The 19,860-nt window shown below is 62.2% G+C and carries 22 protein-coding genes; 11 read left to right on the top strand and 11 right to left on the bottom strand.

Translation table 11 applies throughout. From position 1 onward, the window contains the following. Positions 1 to 225: 225 nt before the first annotated feature. The 3 genes from PQR27_RS04265 to PQR27_RS04255 all read left to right on the top strand — a co-directional run bounded on the left by PQR27_RS04265 (position 226) and on the right by PQR27_RS04255 (position 2,522). Positions 226 to 567 (top strand): DUF4148 domain-containing protein, encoded by a 342-nt coding sequence (locus tag PQR27_RS04265; protein WP_408522474.1) that lies wholly within the window; start codon positions 226 to 228, stop codon positions 565 to 567. 608 nt (positions 568 to 1,175) lie between these two features. Further along, complete coding sequence (locus PQR27_RS04260) at positions 1,176 to 1,298, top strand: hypothetical protein (protein ID WP_408522473.1); 123 nt, start codon at positions 1,176 to 1,178, stop codon at positions 1,296 to 1,298. Between the two features lie 126 nt (positions 1,299 to 1,424). Further along, on the top strand, positions 1,425 to 2,522 hold the full coding sequence (locus tag PQR27_RS04255; RefSeq protein ID WP_408522472.1) for a porin: 1,098 nt from the start codon (positions 1,425 to 1,427) through the stop codon (positions 2,520 to 2,522). Between the two features lie 72 nt (positions 2,523 to 2,594). On the opposite strand, the gene PQR27_RS04250 is transcribed toward PQR27_RS04255, so the two are convergent. From PQR27_RS04250 to PQR27_RS04240, 3 genes are all read right to left on the bottom strand, one after another. Continuing rightward, complete coding sequence (locus tag PQR27_RS04250; protein ID WP_408522471.1) at positions 2,595 to 3,299, bottom strand: glutathione S-transferase N-terminal domain-containing protein; 705 nt, start codon at positions 3,297 to 3,299, stop codon at positions 2,595 to 2,597. Between the two features lie 188 nt (positions 3,300 to 3,487). Continuing rightward, a complete protein-coding gene (locus tag PQR27_RS04245) occupies positions 3,488 to 3,709 on the bottom strand; it encodes a hypothetical protein (RefSeq protein WP_408522470.1) in 222 nt (73 codons plus the stop codon). 210 nt (positions 3,710 to 3,919) lie between these two features. After that, complete coding sequence (locus PQR27_RS04240; protein ID WP_408522469.1) at positions 3,920 to 4,111, bottom strand: CsbD family protein; 192 nt, start codon at positions 4,109 to 4,111, stop codon at positions 3,920 to 3,922. A 175-nt stretch (positions 4,112 to 4,286) separates the two neighbouring features. Between PQR27_RS04240 and PQR27_RS04235 the strand changes: the two genes are divergently transcribed. The 5 genes from PQR27_RS04235 (at position 4,287) to PQR27_RS04215 (ending at position 8,853) form a co-directional block, all read left to right on the top strand. Beyond that, positions 4,287 to 4,604, top strand: coding sequence for a hypothetical protein (locus PQR27_RS04235; protein WP_408522468.1), 318 nt, complete (start codon positions 4,287 to 4,289; stop codon positions 4,602 to 4,604). 274 nt (positions 4,605 to 4,878) lie between these two features. Continuing rightward, on the top strand, positions 4,879 to 6,177 hold the full coding sequence (gene dcm, locus PQR27_RS04230) for a DNA (cytosine-5-)-methyltransferase (protein ID WP_408522467.1): 1,299 nt from the start codon (positions 4,879 to 4,881) through the stop codon (positions 6,175 to 6,177). 18 nt (positions 6,178 to 6,195) lie between these two features. Then, complete coding sequence (locus PQR27_RS04225) at positions 6,196 to 6,642, top strand: very short patch repair endonuclease (protein ID WP_408522466.1); 447 nt, start codon at positions 6,196 to 6,198, stop codon at positions 6,640 to 6,642. A gap of 162 nt (positions 6,643 to 6,804) precedes the next feature. Further along, on the top strand, positions 6,805 to 7,308 hold the full coding sequence (locus PQR27_RS04220) for a YbhB/YbcL family Raf kinase inhibitor-like protein (RefSeq protein ID WP_408522465.1): 504 nt from the start codon (positions 6,805 to 6,807) through the stop codon (positions 7,306 to 7,308). An 87-nt stretch (positions 7,309 to 7,395) separates the two neighbouring features. Next, on the top strand, positions 7,396 to 8,853 hold the full coding sequence (locus tag PQR27_RS04215) for an MFS transporter (protein ID WP_408522464.1): 1,458 nt from the start codon (positions 7,396 to 7,398) through the stop codon (positions 8,851 to 8,853). Between the two features lie 154 nt (positions 8,854 to 9,007). On the opposite strand, the gene otsA is transcribed toward PQR27_RS04215, so the two are convergent. The 6 genes from otsA to PQR27_RS04185 all read right to left on the bottom strand — a co-directional run bounded on the left by otsA (position 9,008) and on the right by PQR27_RS04185 (position 13,753). Further along, positions 9,008 to 10,432: an alpha,alpha-trehalose-phosphate synthase (UDP-forming) gene (otsA, locus tag PQR27_RS04210; RefSeq protein ID WP_408522463.1), complete on the bottom strand. Its 1,425-nt coding sequence runs from the start codon at positions 10,430 to 10,432 to the stop codon at positions 9,008 to 9,010. A gap of 212 nt (positions 10,433 to 10,644) precedes the next feature. Then, positions 10,645 to 10,857, bottom strand: a complete 213-nt coding sequence (locus PQR27_RS04205; RefSeq protein ID WP_408522461.1) for a hypothetical protein — start codon at positions 10,855 to 10,857, stop codon at positions 10,645 to 10,647. 153 nt (positions 10,858 to 11,010) lie between these two features. Next, positions 11,011 to 11,262, bottom strand: a complete 252-nt coding sequence (locus PQR27_RS04200) for a hypothetical protein (RefSeq protein ID WP_408522460.1) — start codon at positions 11,260 to 11,262, stop codon at positions 11,011 to 11,013. Between the two features lie 114 nt (positions 11,263 to 11,376). Beyond that, the gene (locus PQR27_RS04195; protein ID WP_408522459.1) at positions 11,377 to 12,777 is read right to left on the bottom strand and encodes a sigma-54-dependent transcriptional regulator; all 1,401 of its coding nucleotides are present in this window, start codon (positions 12,775 to 12,777) and stop codon (positions 11,377 to 11,379) included. A 313-nt stretch (positions 12,778 to 13,090) separates the two neighbouring features. Next, positions 13,091 to 13,384, bottom strand: coding sequence for a hypothetical protein (locus PQR27_RS04190; protein WP_408522458.1), 294 nt, complete (start codon positions 13,382 to 13,384; stop codon positions 13,091 to 13,093). A gap of 51 nt (positions 13,385 to 13,435) precedes the next feature. After that, a complete protein-coding gene (locus PQR27_RS04185) occupies positions 13,436 to 13,753 on the bottom strand; it encodes an ElaB/YgaM/YqjD family protein (RefSeq protein ID WP_408522456.1) in 318 nt (105 codons plus the stop codon). Between the two features lie 320 nt (positions 13,754 to 14,073). Here PQR27_RS04185 and PQR27_RS04180 point away from each other — a divergent pair, with 320 nt between their 5' ends. The 3 genes from PQR27_RS04180 (at position 14,074) to PQR27_RS04170 (ending at position 16,580) form a co-directional block, all read left to right on the top strand. Beyond that, positions 14,074 to 15,135: a sigma-54 interaction domain-containing protein gene (locus tag PQR27_RS04180; RefSeq protein WP_408522455.1), complete on the top strand. Its 1,062-nt coding sequence runs from the start codon at positions 14,074 to 14,076 to the stop codon at positions 15,133 to 15,135. Between the two features lie 312 nt (positions 15,136 to 15,447). Beyond that, complete coding sequence (locus PQR27_RS04175) at positions 15,448 to 16,026, top strand: hypothetical protein (RefSeq protein WP_408522454.1); 579 nt, start codon at positions 15,448 to 15,450, stop codon at positions 16,024 to 16,026. Beyond that, positions 16,023 to 16,580, top strand: coding sequence for a hypothetical protein (locus tag PQR27_RS04170; protein ID WP_408522453.1), 558 nt, complete (start codon positions 16,023 to 16,025; stop codon positions 16,578 to 16,580). The genes PQR27_RS04175 and PQR27_RS04170 overlap by 4 nt, the downstream gene beginning before the upstream one ends. A gap of 68 nt (positions 16,581 to 16,648) precedes the next feature. On the opposite strand, the gene PQR27_RS04165 is transcribed toward PQR27_RS04170, so the two are convergent. Next, positions 16,649 to 17,995, bottom strand: coding sequence for an ABC transporter ATP-binding protein (locus tag PQR27_RS04165; RefSeq protein ID WP_408522452.1), 1,347 nt, complete (start codon positions 17,993 to 17,995; stop codon positions 16,649 to 16,651). Positions 17,996 to 18,014: 19 nt separating this feature from the next. Further along, positions 18,015 to 19,766, bottom strand: coding sequence for an ABC transporter permease (locus PQR27_RS04160; protein WP_408522451.1), 1,752 nt, complete (start codon positions 19,764 to 19,766; stop codon positions 18,015 to 18,017). Between the last annotated feature and the right edge of the window lie 94 nt (positions 19,767 to 19,860).

Below are 19,860 nucleotides of genomic sequence, written 5' to 3'. Positions count from 1 at the left end.
TCCCGCGTTGCGTTCTGCCACGTCGCGATAGCAGTTGTTGAACAGGACGTGAGCGCGCGCAGCTCATAAGAGCCGCAACGCGAAATCAGGGTTTACCCAAATCGAACAACAATCTTCTCCAGATACGGGCCTTAATCTTAAGTGCCTGCCTAACTAGACTGTAGTCACTGAATACGAACAGGGCTGTTCGTAGCAGGACAAAACAAGGTCTGGAGGTAAGTCATCATGAAGTCCCTTATTCAAGCTGTTATTGTTGCCGCCGTACTCGCTGCTCCGGTCGCATCGTTCGCCAAGCAACCGAACGAGCCTGTCACCCGTGCGCAGGTTCGCGCCGAACTGGTCCAGCTCGAGAAGGCTGGCTACAACCCGGCCCGTGGCGAAGATCCCTATTACCCGGCCGACATTCAGGCTGCCGAAGCCAAGGTGGCTGCTCAAAATGCGCAAACCGCTACGGCACAGGCTGGCGTAGCTGACACCAGCGGCGTTGGTGGCATTGTGGGCGGTTCGTCGGCATCCGGCGCCCCCGCAGTCGCTACCGGTCCGCGTTCGCTTTACTCAGGTCATTAACCGTCAGACTGGCGAGTCGCTGCTGCCCTACCCGGTCGCCGCGCATCGCCCTCTGAGGGCGTCGCACCTCCGCGCGCTCCCTAATTAAAGAACTGGCTCGCTATCCCGGCACTGCCCGGTAACGGGCCGGTTTCGTCTTGATACCTCCTCCGGCGGGTGCTCCGATCCCGTTGGATTTGCCCAGGCCTTCGCGGTCTGGGCCTTTTTGCGCTCGCCGCAGACGGCAGACTGTTGGGCATTCCTGGATTGCGAAACACGCGAAACCCGCGATGAATGGATGTGACGGTTTTCGCCAAGTTATGCACCGAAAAAGTGGATGAACCTGTGGATAACCAACCGACGAACCGTCGAAGTCATTGATCCCAAGGGTGTTTGCTGCATCGCATTATCGACAGGCATGCTAATTCAGGTGCTCGCGATCTTGGGCCGCACAAATAGGCCATGTCGCGATTGGATCGTTGCAGGCTGAAAAGGACGAGATGACGGCCCTCAACTAGTTTGTGCTAACGCCCAATACATTATTCGGGTACCACAGATGGTGCGTACCAATGCCGCGCGCACACAAGCGCCGACAGCATTACAATTTGTTTTCACCCGCCGGAAAGCATATGAAGATCGCTATCGCTATTGCCTGCCTCGCGCTGTGTCTTGCCGGTTGCGCCAGTTGGAGCAAACAACCGACCATCGGCGGTTACACGGTTGGCATTAGCATTTGCTGCATCGGCTACTAACAAGGGCAGAGCATTGCGGCGCAAACATCGCCACCCACGCAATCCCCCTGAAAGCCCGCCTCTGTAGAATCCCGCCCGAAATTCGAAACGGCAGACGCTCTGCCCACAAAAACTCGGGGCATCAAAATGAAAATAAAACGCACGCTATTCCTCCCAGCGGCGCTCGGCATCGTTGCAGGTGTCGCTCATGCACAAAGCAGCGTGACACTCTACGGCTCCATTGACGAAGGCTTCGAATACGTCAGCAATCTTGGCGGTCACGCCGACTACGCGCTCGTCAGCGGCACTCAACAGTTGGGCAATCGGTGGGGCCTGAAAGGAAAAGAAGATCTCGGCGGCGGTCTCAGCGCGGTCTTTCAACTCGAGAACGGATTCAACATCAATAACGGCAGCGCATTGCCGAATGGCCAGATGTTCGGCCGTCAGGCGTATATCGGCATTGCTTCCGAAAACATAGGCACGTTGACCTTCGGGCGCCAATACGATTCAGTGGTGGACTACGTCGCGCCGTTGACAGCGACGGCCAGCTGGGGCGGCACGCTCTTCGCGCATCCCTTCGACCACGACAATATCAACGAGACGTTCCGCATCGACAATTCGGCGAAGTACACGAGCGCCAACTATGCGGGACTTCAGTTTGGCGGCGTATACGGCTTCAGCAACCAGGCCGGCGCGTTTGCCGACAATCGCGTATGGAGCATCGGCACGAAGTATCAGAACGGTCCTCTGTCGCTTGCCGCGGCGTACATGAATATCGACAACGCGAGCGCCACTACCGTTGGCGCCGTGACGGGATCGCCTTATCTGTCGGGACAACAGCGCGTCGCTGGCGCAGGCGTGAACTATGCAATCGGAACTGCGACGCTTGGCTTCGTCTACACGCACACCGACATCGTCGACCGGCCGACCTTCCCCGTCAGTACATTGAAATTCGATAACTTCGAAGTCAACGCGAAGTTCGACATCACCGCGGCATGCTACGTCGCGGCGATGTACACCTACACGAAGGAGTCGATCACCTCGTCGATCGGGCACAACTCTCCGCATCGGAACGAAGTGGGTGTGATGGCCGACTACCGGCTGTCGAAACGGACCGACGTCTATGCGCAAACGGTCTACCAGAAGGCGTCGGGGCAGGATGTTTTCGGTGACGTCGGCGACCTCGCGGAATCGTCGTCGCAGTACGAAACCGTGGCACGCGTCGGCATACGAACGTCCTTCTAGGACCGCCATGCAGCGGAACTCTTCCGTGCGAAGAGTTCCCTGTCGACATCGCCCCAATCACCGCAAAGGGCATTACGGACGCTTCGGAATATCCAGACCCTTTGCCACCGCCGGACGCGCGATAAACGCGGCGAGCGCTCGCGTCACATTCGGAAAGTCCTGAATGCCGACCAGCTCGCCCGCTTCGTAAAAACCGATCAGGTTACGCACCCAGGGGAAGGTCGCGATATCGGCGATCGAGTAAGCGTCGCCCATGATCCATTCACGCCCTTCAAGCCGCTGCTCCAGCACGGCGAGCAGGCGCTTCGATTCCGCCACGTAGCGATCGCGCGGTCGTTTGTCTTCGTACTCTTTCCCCGCGAACTTGTTGAAGAAGCCCAACTGACCGAACATCGGACCGATCCCGCCCATCTGGAACATCACCCACTGGATCGTTTCGTAGCGGCCGGCGGCATCTTTCGGCATCAATTTGCCCGTCTTGTCCGCCAGATAGATCAGGATCGCGCCGGATTCGAACAGCGGCAGCGGCTTGCCGTCCGGGCCGTTCGGATCGATGATGGCCGGAATCTTGTTGTTCGGATTCAGCGACATGAACTCGGGCGACAGCTGGTCGTTCGTATCGAAGCGTACGAGATGCGGCTCATACGGCAACCCGATCTCTTCGAGCATGATCGCCACCTTGACGCCATTGGGCGTGGGCAGCGAATAGAGCTGCAGCCTGTCCGAATGCTCAGCAGGCCATTTCTTCGTGATCGGGAAGGCGGATAGATCGGTCATGGTGATGGCGTAACCCTTGTGCGAAAGCTGCGGCTGGAAATTGGGCGTCGGGCGCGAGAACCGGCATGGGACCGGCAAGAGAAGCCCGAACGCGGGACCGCCCAATATAAACCGACTCGGCACAACGCGTGCGAGTCCGCCCCGAGACGGCTCGACGCCAGCGCAACGACGCGATCAGCCGCCAGGACTCACCACAAATCCTTGGTCGCGGCACCGGCGCGCAGGTTATATCCTTCGCGCCACAGGGCCGCACCGACCGTCATTAGCAGCGTCCGCTGCTCCCCGTCGAGTTGTTCCCACGTTGTAGCGAGCCAGTTGGCGAAACTTGCGCAGGTGTACTCGAGGTCGATGGGCACCTTGCCCTCCAGGTACTGCCGTTCGAACATCGAAAGCACTTTCTCGGGTGTCATAGGCGCGCTCCGGTTGGATTGCGCCAAGTCTAAAGGTAGCGCTTCCACTACGGCGCATCCGGGACGCGGAACCCGGGTTACTCCCAGGCGGCGCCTTGGACATTTCTACCCGGTCATGCAAAAAATCAATCACACGCTAGAACGGCAAAAGGCGCCGAAGCGCCCTTTGCCGTCGAGTCAAACACTATCGGGAACTATTCGCGAGCCGAATTACGGCGCGTTGCGCTTGGCATTGTCCTTGGCGTCTTCTTTCGCATCGCCATAGGCCTTCTGCACCTTGCCGGCGCCTTGCTGCAAGTCACCCTTGAGCTCCTTGCCCGGGTTGTCGGTGGCCTTGCCGACAGCTTCGTTGACCTTGCCCTTGATCTGCTCGCCTACGCCCTTCACCTGGTCTTTGTTCATGTTCGGCTCCATCTCGTGGAATGCCGGCGCAACATTACGCCAGTATCCCTGTCGAGCAACGGGTGTGCCCGGCCAGGAGGTTCGCCGCGTCGGTCGCCGAAACAGTTCTGAAAAATATTTTTAAAAAAGTCTAAAGTCCCGCTGCTGTCTGCCGTAAAGGAGCCATGGAGGGGTTATGGACCGCACACTCATTACGCTGACGGGGTCGTCTCAGGCGATGCTGATCGACCGGGATATCGCGCACATTGGGCGCGTCATGCGGCCGGCTTTACACGGCGACCTGGGCGGACCGATCTTGCCGGCCGACTACTGGCGCAAGCGTCTGCACCAGCTGCTCGACACCGGTAATCTGTCCCACGCGCAGCTATGCGCGGTCGACAGCCTGCTGTTGCAAATCGACCAGTTCGACGCAGCGCCCCCACCGGCATGGGACGAACTGGCGCCGTCCGCTGCGCGTTCTCAAGCATCGCACGCTGCCGCCGTTCAGATCTGACACGCTGCGTCCCAAACGGCCGGCGTCCCGCGCCGGCCCCCCGCACGATCCCCTTCACATAAAAAAAGGCCGCGAATCTCGCCGCGGCCCCAACACGTCGCAACGCGGGGAATTCGCGTCACGTTATAAGCCTACACGCCCATCCGTGACACACGCATTTCGACAGAAAACACCCCGTCGACGATAGCGATTTTTCGCTCGTCGTCCGTAAAAACTGAGGAAATGGGACGACCTTAGGTCATAATGTCCGCAAAAATTCCCAGCAAGGACATCCGTGACCCTCGCCGCACCGCTCGACCTGCTCAGGCAGGCGCGCGCCCGCTTCACCCAACGCGAAATCGCCGCGCACGTCGGCAAAGACATCAAGACGGTGCGTCGCTGGGAAAAAGGCGAAACACCCTGTCCGGCGATGCTCGAACCCGCCTTGCGCGATCTGCTGCATAACAGCGCCGGGGCGAAGGCCGGCGCGGCGAATGGCGAGGCCCCGTTCCGTTTTATCGATCTGTTCGCCGGCATTGGCGGCATTCGTCTGGGTTTCGAAGCGCACGGCGGTGAATGCGTGTTCACGAGCGAGTGGAACGAGTTTTCCACCAAGACGTATCGCGAGAACTACCCCGGCGAGAACTACCCCGCCGGCGCCGCGCACGCGCTGATTGGCGACATCGTCTCTTTTCCCGCCGAAGACGTGCCGAGCCACGACGTGCTGCTTGGCGGCTTTCCCTGCCAGCCGTTTTCGATCGCCGGCGTCAGCAAGAAAAACGCGCTGGGACGGCCGCACGGTTTCGAGTGCACAACCCAGGGCACACTATTTTTCGACGTCGCGCGGATCATCGCGGCCAAGCGGCCGGCGGCGTTCCTGCTGGAAAACGTGAAGAACCTGCTCTCGCACGACAAAGGCCGGACCTTCGACGTGATTCTGCAAACCCTGCGCGACGAGCTCGGCTACGAAGTGCATTACCGCGTGGTCGACGGCCAGCATTTCACGCCACAGCATCGGGAACGGATCATCATCGTCGGCTTTCGCGGCAAGACGTCTTTTTCCTGGGACGATCTGCATCTGCCGGCAATCGGCCCGCGCCTCGGCTCGATCCTGCATCGCACGGACGGCAGCGAACCGGTCTTGCCGTGGGACCACGATCGTTTCTTCGACCACGCCAGCCGGCGCGTTCAAGCGAAGTACACACTCACCCCGAACCTGTGGACCTATCTGCAGAACTACGCGGCGAAACATCGCGCGGCGGGTAACGGCTTTGGCTTCGGCATGGCCTATCCGGACAGCGTGACGCGCACACTGTCCGCGCGCTATCACAAGGACGGCTCGGAAATTCTCGTCCATCAAGGCGACGCGTCACGCCCGCGCCGTCTGACGCCGCGCGAGTGCGCGCGGCTGATGGGCTTTCCCGATACCTTCCGGATTCCCGTCAGCGACACGCAGGCGTACCGGCAATTCGGCAACAGCGTGGTCATGCCGGTGATGCGCGAAGTGGCGCGCATCATGCTGCCGCATGTACAAACCCTGCTCGCCGAGGAAACACCGCGCGGCTCGGCGCAAGCCCTTTCGCTGTACGCCTGAGCGCCGCCAATCCCGACCATGGTCGATATCGTCGACAGCGCGACCCGCAGCCGGATGATGTCCGGCATCCGCGGCCGCAATACGAAGCCGGAAATCCTGATCCGCAGCCTGCTGCACCGCCAGGGATTTCGCTTTCGCCTGGACGCCCGCGATCTGCCGGGCCGCCCGGATATCGTCCTGCCGCGCTACCGCGCGGTCGTGCTGGTGCACGGCTGCTTCTGGCACGGCCACGACTGTCATCTCTTCAAATGGCCGCAGACGCGGCCCGAATTCTGGCGCGAGAAGATCGGCCGCAATCGCAGCAACGACGACAAGGTTCGCGCGGCCTTGCTCGCGCACGGCTGGCGCGTCGCGGTGGTGTGGGAATGCGCGTTGCGTGGTGCCAATCGCGATATCGAGGGTGTGCTGCAACGACTCACCGAGTGGCTGCGCAGCGACGCGCCGGAGTTCGAGGCGCGCGGCTGAAAGCCGCTTGTAGCCCACCGGGTTCGGGCAAATCCCGAAGCGGCTGGTGATACACTCATTTAGCTCGCTCGGGGCCTTTCCGCTTGCCGAACCCGCAGCACACCGGCAGCACGGAACCCCACCCCGACCATCTCCAGAACCATCCTTGAAGGGAGGCATACGATGGCTGATTTCCGTCTCTGGTCCGATGAGTTCCCCACCAATGGCTTCATGCCGAAAGCCCACGAATACCACGACAAGGCATTCGGCGTGGACGGCGAGAACATCTCGCCCGCCTTGCAGTGGGACGCGCCCCCGGCCGACACTCAAAGCTTCGCACTCACTGTTCACGATCCCGACGCGCCGACCGGCAGCGGCTTCTGGCACTGGGTCGTCGTCAACATTCCGGCTGACGCACGTTCGCTGCCGCGCAATGCCGGCAAAGCGGATGGCGCACTGCTGCCGCAGGGCGCGCTGCAGGTGCGCAACGACTACGGCACGGTGGGCTTCGGCGGCGCCGCGCCGCCGCGCGGCGACCGGGCGCACCGCTTTATCTTCCGCCTGCATGCGCTGAAGGTGGCGCATCTGCCGATCAACGCGGACACCACCAACGCGGTCGCGCGCTTCATGACGCATCTGAACGAAATCGACTCGACCACGCATACGGGTCTTTACGAACTCAAATAATGCGTGAGACGCGATGCCGGTACGCTTTAGCGGCGCCGGCATCGCCGCGGCAGCCGGCGAGCCGCCCCGCTATAACTCCAAAGAACGATGCAAGCACAACCATCCCGCAAGGACGGTTCGAGTCCCGCCGACGCCGCCGATTCCGCGAATCACCCTGCCCATGGCGCCTCGCTTCCGGACAGCCCGGAACAGGGCTTGCCCTTGCCGCAACGTTACTGGGCGATGCTGGTCATCGCGCTCGCGCTCACGCTCGCGGTGCTCGACAGCGCGATTGCCAACGTGGCGCTGCCCACCATCGCGCGCAATCTGCATTCGAGCGCGGCCGGCTCGATCTGGATCGTCAACGCCTATCAGCTCGCCATCACCATCTCGCTGCTGCCGCTTGCCTCGCTGGGCGATCGCATCGGCTACCGGCGCATCTATCTGGCTGGGCTGATCCTGTTCACCGTGGCGTCGTTCGGTTGCGCGCTGTCCACCTCACTGCCGACGCTTGCGCTCGCTCGCGTGATTCAGGGCTTCGGCGCCGCGGGCATCATGAGCGTCAACACCGCGCTGGTGCGCATGATTTATCCGCCCTCGCAACTGGGGCGCGGCGTGGCGATCAACGCGGTGGTGGTCGCCGTGTCGTCGGCCATCGGACCGACGGTTGCCTCCGGCGTGCTCGCCATCGCCACGTGGCCGTGGCTGTTCGCGATCAATGTGCCGATCGGCATCGCGGCGATTATCGGCGGCTTCAAGGCGCTGCCGCTCAATCCCGGCCACGAATCGCCATACGACTACCTGAGCGCGGTCATGAACGCGTTCGTGTTCGGCCTGCTGATCTTTGCCGTCGACGGTCTGGGCCACGGCGAGCGGCTGGGCTATGTCATGTTCGAAGCGCTCGGCGCGCTTGTGATCGGTTACTTTTTCGTGCGCCGTCAGTTGAGCCAGCCCGCACCGCTGCTGCCGATCGATTTGCTGAGGATTCCGGTGTTCGCATTGTCGATCGGCACCTCGGTCTGTTCCTTCTGCGCGCAGATGCTCGCCTTCGTGTCGTTGCCGTTTCTGTTGCAGAACACGCTCGGCTTGTCACAGGTGCAAACCGGTTTGCTGATGACGCCCTGGCCGCTGGTGATCGTCATCGCCGCTCCGATTGCCGGCTTGCTGTCGGACAGGGTGTCGTCGGGCTGGCTGGGCGGCGTGGGGCTTGCCGCGATGACCGTGGGCCTGCTTCTGCTCGCCACACTCGGCGCGCATCCGGAGCCCATGCAGATTGCCTGGCGCATGGCGCTGTGCGGCGCGGGCTTCGGCATCTTCCAGTCGCCGAACAACCGCACCATGCTGTCGGCCGCGCCGCGCGAGCGCAGCGGCGGTGCGAGCGGCATGCTCGGCACCGCGCGCCTGACTGGGCAGACGCTCGGCGCGGCACTGGTCGCGCTGATCTTCGGCGTCGCGCCTGTGAACGGGTCGACGGTTGCGTTGTATGTGGCCGCCTGTTTCTCCGCGCTTGCCGCGGTGATCAGTACGCTGCGCGTCATGCAGCGTGTGAATGCGCTGCCGGCCTGACTGCTCTCCCCATATGAAGAAGGGCGCGGATCGCTGGCTGCGATCCGCGCCCTTCTGGCAGTCATCTTCTCAAACATTTCTCAAAACCGCTTCGCACGGACGTGACCGGCATGCGCGGATTCGACGAGCGACGCGCCGCCGCCCGCCGAGCGGGCTACGATGCCGTCACGTCAGCGAGCTTCACCGCCTTGGCCGTCACTGACGAAGCCGTCGCGACGTGGCGAAGGTCGGCGAGGAACGTATCGCGCCAGACCGACAGATTGTTTTCGCGCATCGGCGCCATCATGTCTGCGTGACGCGCCTGCCGTTCGGCGAGCGGCATCGACAAGGCGCGTTCCAGCGCCTCAGCCATCTGCGACAGATCGAACGGATTGACCACCAGTGCGCCCGGCAATTGCTCGGCAGCGCCCGCGAATTGCGACAGCACCAGCACGCCGGGATCGGCGGGGTCCTGTGAGGCGACGTACTCCTTCGCGACCAGATTCATGCCGTCGCGCAGCGGCGTTACATAGCCGACGTGCGATTGGCGGAACAGCGCCATCAGCAGATTGCGTTCGTACTTGCGGTTCAGGTACTGGATCGGCGTCCAGTCGAGTTGCGCAAAACGGCCATTGATGCGGCCCGCTTCGCCCTCCAGCGTCTGACGAATCCGCTGATAGGTCTGCACGTCCGCACGCGTAGGTGGCGCGATCTGCACCAGCGACACGCGCCCGTGCCAACCCGGCGCATTCAGCAGCAGGCGCTCGAAAGCCTGGAAGCGTTCCACGAGCCCTTTCGAATAATCGAGACGATCGACGCTCATGATCAGCCTGCGTCCGCGCATGCCGTCGCGCAGGCTCCGCACCGGCTTGCGGTCGGTGAACTGTTCAGCGGCTTTGGCAATGGCGTCGGGATAGATACCGATCGGGTACGCGCCAACCTTCAGGAAGCGGTTGTACGCGTGCATCATGCCGTCTTCACTCGAGGTGCCATGCTGGCCGCGCTCGATATAGTCGACGAACGACTGACGGTCCGCCTCGGTCTGGAAGCCGACCACGTCGTAGCTGCACATGGCCTTGAGCAATTCCTCGTGCGGCGGAATCGTGCGCAGCACTTCCGGCACCGGAAACGGAATATGCAGGAAGAAGCCAATCGGATTTTTCACGCCAAGTTCACGCAGACACCGCGCGAACGGCAGCAGGTGATAGTCGTGCACCCAGATGATGTCATCCGGTTTGAGCAATTCCTTGAGCTGCTTGGCGAGCGTCGCATTCACGCGCTGATAGCCCGCGTATTCCTGCCGGTCATAGCGCGACAGATCATTGCGATAGTGGAACGTCGGCCACAGCGTCGAATTCGAAAAACCACGGTAGTACTGGTCGTAATCGCGCTTGGTGAGGCCCACCGTCGCGTAAGTCACATTGCCCTGCTTTTCAATCACGGGCGCGGACGGCTCTGCAACCGTCTCACCGCTCCAGCCAAACCAGACTCCGCCGGTTTCCTTCAACGCGTCCAGCACGCCAATCGCCAGCCCGCCAGCTGCAGGACGGCCTTCCTGGGTCGGCGCGACACGATTCGATACCACGATCAGTCTGCTCATTGGTGCTCCACCTCAGTCAGTTGTTTCGTTGCATACGGATATGTGCCAGAAAGGTGCATGCAATTCGCGTGCCGTTTTACGAGATCACGGAAATAAAAATGTATGCAAATGTGACATGCGAGCAGAAACGCGCAACGCCGTGGCACTGCGAAGAAATTTTTTCTGCTTTGAATGACGAAAGCGCTGGTTTTCTTACCGGCCGTCAGATGGATTCAGGCGTCCTGCTCCGAGCCCAGATCGCGCTGGTACTCCAGCCCTTCCCGACGCACGCCGCCCTGATTGTGCTCGCCGTCTGGCGGCGCGTCGGGCGCGGGGCGGTTCTGCGCAGCCGGGTCAGGCGATGCTGGCGGACCGCTCGTGCCGCTGCCCGGCCGGGAATCGCGCTTCGAGTGGCGCGCGGAGCGTCGCAGTGCTGGATGTCTCATGATCGATGCCTCCGAAGGAAGCCTGCCGCCGCAGAAGGCGGCGTCAATACAGTCTAGGGGTCACCACGGTAAATTGCCGGTAAAAGATGCGCCGACTTTGTAACACGTACATAAAATCGCTGCGCCAGTATGCGGCGCAGCGGAGAGGACACGTCAGCGTTGCATACGCAGCGGCGGAAGCTGACTGGCTTGTGGCGTCTGCGTAGGTTGCGGCGGCGGATCGCCGATCGGCGGCGCGATCGGTTCGATGGGCTCGATCGGCTGGGGGGTCGGATCGGGGATCGTGTCGGGCTCACCGGGCGTGGCCGGCGGAGGCGGCTGCGGCGGAGAAGGCGGCTCGATCGGCTCGGGACGATGAGCGTGTTTGGCAAAGGGAAGCTCGGGGGCGGCAGCGTATCGCGGCATGTCGGTTATCCTCGTTTTAGCGTTCCATGGGAGCGCAGCAAGGCCTATGCCGTCCTCTGCGCGCCCCCGGCTCGAAGGCGCCCGCGCGTCCGGACTTAAGGGGGAGCGGGCGTCTCAGGCGTCCGCGCCGCCCAATGCGCGCGATTCGTCGGCCGCATCGGCGTCTTCACGCGCGTCGTTGCCGTACTCGACAAGCCGGTTGTACAGCGTCTTCAGGCTGATGCCGAGAATCTCCGCCGCGCGCGTCTTCACGCCGCCGCATTGTTCAAGCGTCGCCAGAATGAGCTGACGGTCCGCTTCGGCGAGCGAGGTGCCGAACGGAATCGTGATCGACGTGCCGGCTGCGGGTTTGGACAGCGTGATCTGCAACGGTACCGTTGCCGTGCTGTCCGAATCCGTTCCCGACATGATGTGCGCGCGCTGCACGTAGTTCTTCAGTTCACGCACGTTGCCCGGCCACGGATACGACAGCAGCATGTCCTTCAATGTCTCCGGGAAATGCTTCTTTGTGCTGTGACGCTCGTTGAGTTCGTCGAGGAAGGCCTGGGCCAGCAGTTCAACGTCCTTGCCCCGATCACGCAGCGGCGGCAGGCTGATCGGAAACACATTCAGACGATGGTACAAGTCAAGGCGCAGCTTGCCTTCGAGCACCGCCTGTTCCGGATCGCGGTTGGTCGCCGCGATCAGGCGCACGTCGGTTTCAATTTCCCTGGTCGTGCCGACCCGCATGAACATGCCGGTTTCCAGCACGCGCAATAGCTTGACCTGCAACTCGATCGGCATCTCGGTGATTTCATCGAGAAACAGCGTGCCGCCGTTCGCGCGTTCGAAATACCCTTTGTGCTGGCGGTCCGCGCCGGTAAACGAGCCGCGCTCGTGGCCGAACATTTCCGATTCGATCAGGTTCGGCGAAATCGCGCCGCAGTTCACCGCGAGAAATGCATGCTTACGGCGCAGGCTGAGCTGATGCAGTGTCTGCGCGGCCACTTCCTTGCCCGTGCCCGATTCGCCCACCAGCATCACCGAGGCGGCCGTCGGCGCGACCCGGCCGATCTGGTCGTAGACCTCCTGCATCGCCGGTGAATTGCCGAGCATCAGGCCAAAGCGCCCCATGCGGCGCAGTTCGCCACGCAACGTGCCGATTTCCGCCTTGAGGTCGCCGGCGCGCGGCAGGCGCGACAGAATCGCCTTTACGCGCTGCATGTTGATTGGCTTCACGAGGTAGTCGGTGGCGCCCATTTTCAGCGCGTTGACTGCTGACTCTACCGTCGCGTGGCCTGTAATTACGATCACTTCCACGCCCGAGCGTGGATCGAGATCCTCGAACAGATCGACCCCACTGCCGTCGGGCAGCTTCAGGTCGGTAAAGACAACGTCCGGCATCTGCCGGACCAGTTGAATGCGCGCCTCGCGCAAATCGCCCGCGGTGGCGGTGGTCAGGCCGTCTTCCCCGATGATGGCGGAAAGCGCCTCGCGGGTACTTGCATCGTCATCGACAATCAGTACGTGTGGCATCGCGTCTCGAAAGCCAGAAAGCGTGGATGGGGAACATGCCAAAGCGCATGCAGAACAAGCCGTTCGACGATTGGATGCCGGTCAGCGAAGCGCCCCGATGTGAGCACACGGTGAGCACACGCCAACTCTCAGCAAAAAACGCCGAGCCTCCGACTTGATGCAATATCGCAACAATGAATGGGGAAATCTTGCATATCCCCCTGTCATTGTTGTTTATTTGCCTATTATACGGCCTTATCGAGACAAAAAAACAGACTTGGCCAGCGTCGCCGATCAATGCGGGACGCCGGCCACAACCCCTGCGCAGCGCCGCTCAACTACGCGGAAACGGCCATGCTCCACCGTCGCCGTTCGGATGCGTCGAGCCGTTCGTGCCGTTCGGCCCGCTCGTGCCGTGCGTCGCGTCCGGCGTCGCCGGGCCTGCGCTAGCTGCCGCCACGCTTCCGGCTGGCACCGCCGGCGTCGCCACCGTGCCGCCCTCACCTTCCCAACGGCTCAACTCGCGCGCCGCCGGACCCTGCGAACGGCCTCTCTGCACATAACGCACAGCCAGAAAGCCGCCGAGAGCCAGCAGAGCGCCGAAGATACCAATTTTGGGTCGTGCCATCGTGAACTCCTTGTTTGTCGTGAAGCGGGTCGGTACGTCGAGAATGGCGCGTTAGCGCGCGCTCAGGACGCCCAGCAGGAAGCCGACGCCCGCGGCAATGCCGAGCGCGCGCCACGGGTTGCGCCGCACATACCGCTCGGTATTGACGGTCGCGGCCCGATAGCGCCGCTGCGCATTCTGCTGCGCGTCGCCGAGGGCCGATTGCAACGTTTCCACGTGCGCGCCCAGCCGGTCGCGCAATGCGCCGACACCCTCGCCGGGCATATTTGCGGCAAGCCGCAGCATTTCTTCCGAGTCCGTCAGCAGCACCCGCAGATCCTCGACAATCTTCTGTCCGCCGAGTGCAAGCTGTTGCGTGGTATCAGTCATCATTTACTCCCATGTCTGAGTTCGGCGTTCGCGTATGAATCCCGGCGCCTCTGGCGGCCCTGTGCGGAAACACACGCGTGTCGGGTGGGAGACGCAAACGCCGTGCCCGGTAAATTTGCCGCCCACACGCGACGCAGACGCCTTTCCAGGCACTTTCGACCGACCGCGCGCGCGTGGATTTTGCCGACTGTCACATGGATTGCCGGAAACCGCGCCGAAGTGGTTAAATCAACTCTTGTGAGATACCGCTAATCCGCTTTATCTCGTTATAGGCCTGCGCGCCGCAACAACGAACCTCATTTGCACAGGACTTCCCGTTTATGGCGTCAATCGATCTGGACTCGCACACCGTCTCCGCTGGCGGCAGTGCTTCGGCACAGGCGAAGCAGCGTGTCGCGGACGGCATCGCGGGACTGAAATCGTACGGGCTGCTGTATGGCTCTTCGCCGGTGATGCTGGATCTGTACGAACAGATCGAACGCGTCGCCGGCACGGACGCGACCGCGTTGATCATCGGTGAATCCGGCACGGGCAAGGAATTGATCGCCCGCACGATTCACGATCAGAGCAGCCGCAAGGACGCCCCTTTTGTCGCTGTGAACTGCGGCGCGATTCCCGACGAACTCATCGAAGCCGAACTGTTCGGCCACGAAAAAGGCAGCTTCACCGGTGCGGTCCAGGGCCGCGTCGGTTACTTCGAACACGCGAACGGCGGCACGTTGTTTCTCGACGAAATCACGGAGATGGCGCCAGTGCGCCAGGTGAAGCTTCTGCGCGCGCTCGAAACCGGCACGTTCTATCGGGTCGGCGGCAACGAACTGATTCGCGGCGACGTGCGCGTGATTGCCGCCACCAATCGCGACCCTGCCGTGGCCGTCAAGGAAAACGGTCTGCGTGAAGATCTGATGTACCGGCTGGCCGTTTTTCCTCTACGCGCGCCGCCGCTGCGTGAGCGGGAAAGCGATCGCGAACTGCTCGCACAGCACTTCCTCGCCTTGTTGAATCACCAGGAAGCGGCGAGCAAGAGTTTCAGCAAGCGGTCGATCGAAACACTGCGCACCTGGTCGTGGCCCGGCAACGTGCGCGAGTTGAAGAACGCGGTGTATCGCGCGTTCATTCTTGCCGAGAAGACGGTTGAGTTGCCGCATCCGCATCTGGCGTCGCGTGTGAAAAAGCCCATCACCCAGGGCGACGCGATGAGCGTATGGATCGGCACACCGCTCGCCGATGCGCAAAAACAGATCATTCTCGGCACACTGAAATATTGCGGCGGCGACAAACGGCGCGCCGCTAAAGCCTTGGGCGTGAGTCTGAAAACGCTCTACAACCGTCTGAGCGCGTACGGCGGAGACGACGCCACGGAAGGTGACATCGAGCCATGAGCCGCGCTGCTGCGCGAGCGTGACGTGCTCGCGCAGCAGCGCCACCAAATTGTGGTTTGAGGCCTGATTTAGCGGTCATTTCTGCGCACTTCACCTCGTTTCCAATCCCTTCGCACCGCCAATCAAATCGGCTTTCTGCCCACCAGAAACCGATTTGTCCCGCACTATCTTTTGCAATTGCTTGCATTTTCCCACTGCCAATTACAAATCGCATCCTGCAAAATGCGGCAGCGTATTGGATCGGCGTGCCGTGCGTTCACACACTGGTTTGATGCGTGAACGAAAGGCACTTGCAGGAGTAGAGACAGGGAAATGCAAAAAAGTATGGTGTGGGCTGAACGGGCAAAACACGTGGCCGGAGGCGGACGTCCGAATGCAACGGCGCTCATCGCACTGGTCGTGGCGATCTCGTCGGCATTGAGCGGCTGTAGTTCGCTCTACTCTGAAGGCGCCACTGCAGGCGCCGGTATCGCAGGCGCCGCGCTCGCGGCAAAAGTCACCAGCAACGCGGCGGTCGCCACCGGTATCGGTCTCGGCGCCGTGGCCGCGGCCCGCGCGGGCGTGCAGTACTCGGAGCGCGTGGTCCACAAGAATACGCAGGACGGTATCGCTAAAATTGCCGGGCCGCTCGATGTCGGCGCGATCGCACCGTGGAACGTGACCCACTCGACGCCGATCGAAGACGACGAACACGGTCGCGTCACTGTCAGCCGCGCGATCAGCACCGGCGCGCTCGACTGCAAGGAAATCGTGTTCTCGGTGGACACCACCGCCACCAAGAATGTCCCGGCCAGCAGCGCGTTCTACGTCGCTTCGATTTGCCGCGACGGTGACAACTGGAAATGGGCATCGGCCGAACCGGCCACCGAACGCTGGGGTGCGCTGCAATGACGGCGCGTTCGCTTTCGGTCCGGCGCGCTCTGGCGCGTGGGCTGTCCGGCAACCGGCTGCGGCTCGTGCTGATGGGTGCACTCTGTGTCGGCGCCAGTCTGTTGACGAGCGGCTGCTCGTCGGTCGGCGCAATGAGCGGCGCGGCGGCTGGCGTCGCGTCGGGTCTCGTGACGTCCAACCCGGCTGTCGGCATCGGCATCGGCATTGCTGTGCAGGCCGCCACCGACGAAGCCGTTGGCCGCTACATGCGCAACATGCACACGGATCAGCAAAACCTGATCGCCGCTCTCGCGGGTGCCATGCCGGTCGGCGAAACACGGCCCTGGGCGATCAAACACACGCTGCCTATCGAGAACGGCCACGGCGTGGTGCGCGTGACGCGCGCGTTCGGCTCGGCGCTCACGCTCTGCAAGGAGTTCGTGTTCTCGGTGCAGGATGGCGACGGCCCCGGCGCGCACGAAGACTGGTACTCGGCGAGTGCGTGCCAGCAGGACAAAGGCTGGAAGTGGGCGTCCGCAGAACCGGCGGTCGAACGCTGGGGCAATCTGCAATAAAAAAAGCGGCAGGGTCTCCCTTGCCGCTTTTCTTTCTTAGACTTCTCGATGGCGCCTAAGACTCAAACTTAAGATTCCACGTCTTCCAGACTGAAGATTTCCGTCTGGTCGTTGTACGAGAAAATCTCGCCATAACGGCCCCAGTTGATGACCGCGTCAAGCGTTTCTTCCGCGGCGCTGTCCGACAGAAAATCTTCCAGTTCCTGTTCGAAGCGCACGCGCGGCGCACGATGCCCCGGCCGTTCGTTCAACACCTTCTTGATCCGCGCGGCGAGCGGCACGTGACGCAACAGGTGCTCGGCGAACATCATCTTCCGTTCCTGCGTGCCGAACTCGGAGAACACGCGTGCCGGCGGCGTCAGGAAAATATCGCCTTCGCGGATGTCGGCGAAGCCTAGGTGCTGCAGCACTTCGGCGACCGGGAACAGATCGTCCACCTCCAGATGCAGCGAGCGGGCGATTTCCGGCATGTCGGCACGGCCGTGGTACGGCGCGGCGGCCAGCGTTTCGATCAGACCGGCCATCAGGTTGGTCGACACATGCGGCAGCCAGCTGTGCAACTCGAGCCCCTTCTTGGTCTTCTCGTCGGTCTGGCGCGCGGTCATCTTCGCGTAAATTTCGTCGACGAGGCGGCGGAATGCCGGGTCCAGACGGTTACGCGGATGCTTGAACGGCACCTTGATCTCGGCGATCACACGGCCAGGATTCGACGACAGCACCAGAATCCGGTCGCACATGAACACCGCTTCCTCGATGTTGTGCGTGACGATCAGCACGGCCTTGATCGGCATGCGGCCTTGCGTCCACAAGTCGAGCAAGTCGGTACGCAGCGTTTCGGCGGTCAGCACGTCGAGCGCGGAGAACGGCTCGTCCATCAGCAGCAACGTGGGGTCGACCACCAGCGCGCGTGCAAAACCGACGCGCTGACGCATGCCGCCCGACAACTCGCGCGGATACGCGTTTTCGAAACCGTCGAGACCGATCAGGTCGATCGCCGCCAGCGCGCGCGTACGGCGATCACTCGCGCCGACGCCTTGTGCTTCGAGTCCCGCTTCCACGTTTTGCAGCACGGTCAGCCACGGGAACAGCGCGAAGGTCTGAAACACCATCGCCACACCCTTGGCCGGGCCGTCGAGCGGCTTGCCCATATACGTGACTTCGCCGTCGGTCGGCTCGATCAGGCCTGCGATGATGCGCAACAGCGTCGACTTGCCCGAGCCCGAGCGGCCCAGCAAACCGACGATCTCGCCTTCGCGCAACGACAGATTCGCGTCGTCGAGGACGAGCAGTTCGCCCTGCGACTTGTTGAACCCGCGGCACACGTCCTTGACGCGCAGGATCTCCTCACCGAGGCGCGGCGGCATCGGCGGGGTCTGGATCGGCGCGGCGGTCATAGCAGCTTTAGGATTTTGCATCGCGTTTAGCCTTTAATTCTCAATCTAGCCGGAGCTTCGCTTCGGCGTAGGCGAACATCGGACGCCACAGCAGGCGGTTGAACAGGGTCACGAACAGGGACATCACGGCGATGCCCACGATGATCTTCGGATAGTCGCCCGCTGCGGTGGTCTGCGCGATGTATGCGCCCAAGCCATGCGCGGCAACCTTGGTGTTGCCCCACTGGACGAATTCCGCGACGATACTGGCGTTCCACGCGCCGCCCGAGGCGGTGATCGCACCGGTCACGTAATAGGGGAAAATGCCCGGCAGCATCGCCTGGCGCCACCATTGCCAGCCGCGAATGTGGAAGTTCTTGGCCGCTTCGCGGTAGTCGTTCGGATACGAACTCGCACCGGCAATCACGTTGAACAGGATATACCACTGCGTGCCGAGCACGATCAGCGGCGAGAGCCAGATGTCCGGGTTCAGATGAAAGCGCACGATGACGATGACGAACACCGGGAACAGCAGGTTCGCCGGGAACGCGGCAAGAAACTGCGCGAGCGGCTGGATCTTTTCCGCCAGCGCCGGCCGCAGCCCGATCAACACCCCAATCGGCACCCAGATCACAGAGGCAATCGCGATCAGCACCACCACGCGCAGCAGCGTAATGAGACCGAGCACGAACACGTGGCCGACCTCGTCGAGCGAGACGCCGGTACGCACGTAGAGGAACACGCGGTACACCACATAGACCGTGGCGACCAGCACCAAGGCGGCCCAGACCACGTCGCCGATACGCGAAGTCTTTTCGCGCTGCGGAATCTGGAAGCGCGGGGCGCTGAATGCCGGCAGCTGGAAACGCACCCGCGCGGCCTTGGCGAACATCCAGCCGAGCGGCACCAGCAGACGGTGGATCAGGCGCGTGCGGCGAATCAGATCGAGCAGCCACGATTCCGGCGCGTCACCCGAACTGGTGGTTTCCATACGGAACTTGTCGGCCCACGCGACCAGCGGGCGGAACAGGAGCTGGTCGTAGGCGAGAATCACGACGGTCATCGCCAGAATCACCCAGCCGATTGCGTGCAGATTCTTGTCCGAGATCGCCTGGGCCAGATACGCGCCGATCCCCGGCAGCGTGATCGTATTGTTGCCGACCGTGATGGCTTCCGAAGCGACCACGAAGAACCAGCCGCCCGACATCGACATCATCATGTTCCAGATGAGGCCCGGCATCGAGAACGGCACTTCGAGTTTCCAGAAACGCTGCCACGAGGTCAGATGAAAGCCGCGCGAGACTTCGTCCAGGTCGCGCGGCACCGTGCGCAGCGACTGGTAGAAGCTGAACGTCATGTTCCACGCCTGGCTCGTAAAGATCGCGAAGATCGCCGCCAGTTCGGCGCCGAGCACGCGGCCCGGAAACAGCGCAAGGAAGAACGTGACCGTAAACGATATGTAGCCCAGCACCGGCACCGACTGCAGGATGTCGAGAATCGGCACCAGCACCATCCCGGCGCGACGGCTCTTGGCGGCCAGCGTGCCGTACACCAGCGTAAACAACAGCGAGGCGACCATGGCCGCGAGCATGCGCAGCGTGGTGCGCATCGCGTATTCAGGCAGATTCGACGGGTCGAGCGAGATCGCCTGCGTCTTGAGCGTCGACATCGGCGCCAGGGTCTCGTGAAAGCCGATCGCCGCCATCGCGATCACACAGATGATCAGCGGAAAGGCAACGAAGTCCCAGCGATTGGGCAGCACCCGCCATGCCGAGGCATTGGCGGTGCGCTTCAGGTTGAAGCTGAAATCCATCAGACACCCTCCTTTTTGAAGCAGGCATTCAAACGCACCAAGGAGGCCGCGATGATGGCGCGGCGGTCTGAAGATCGGTCCGGAAAGCGGAAAT

This window comes from Paraburkholderia fungorum, from assembly GCF_046027215.1.
Classification (GTDB): Bacteria; Pseudomonadota; Gammaproteobacteria; order Burkholderiales; family Burkholderiaceae; genus Paraburkholderia; species Paraburkholderia fungorum_D.
Note: the sequence above shows the minus strand (reverse complement) of the source record. Positions and strands in the feature narration are given on the sequence as shown.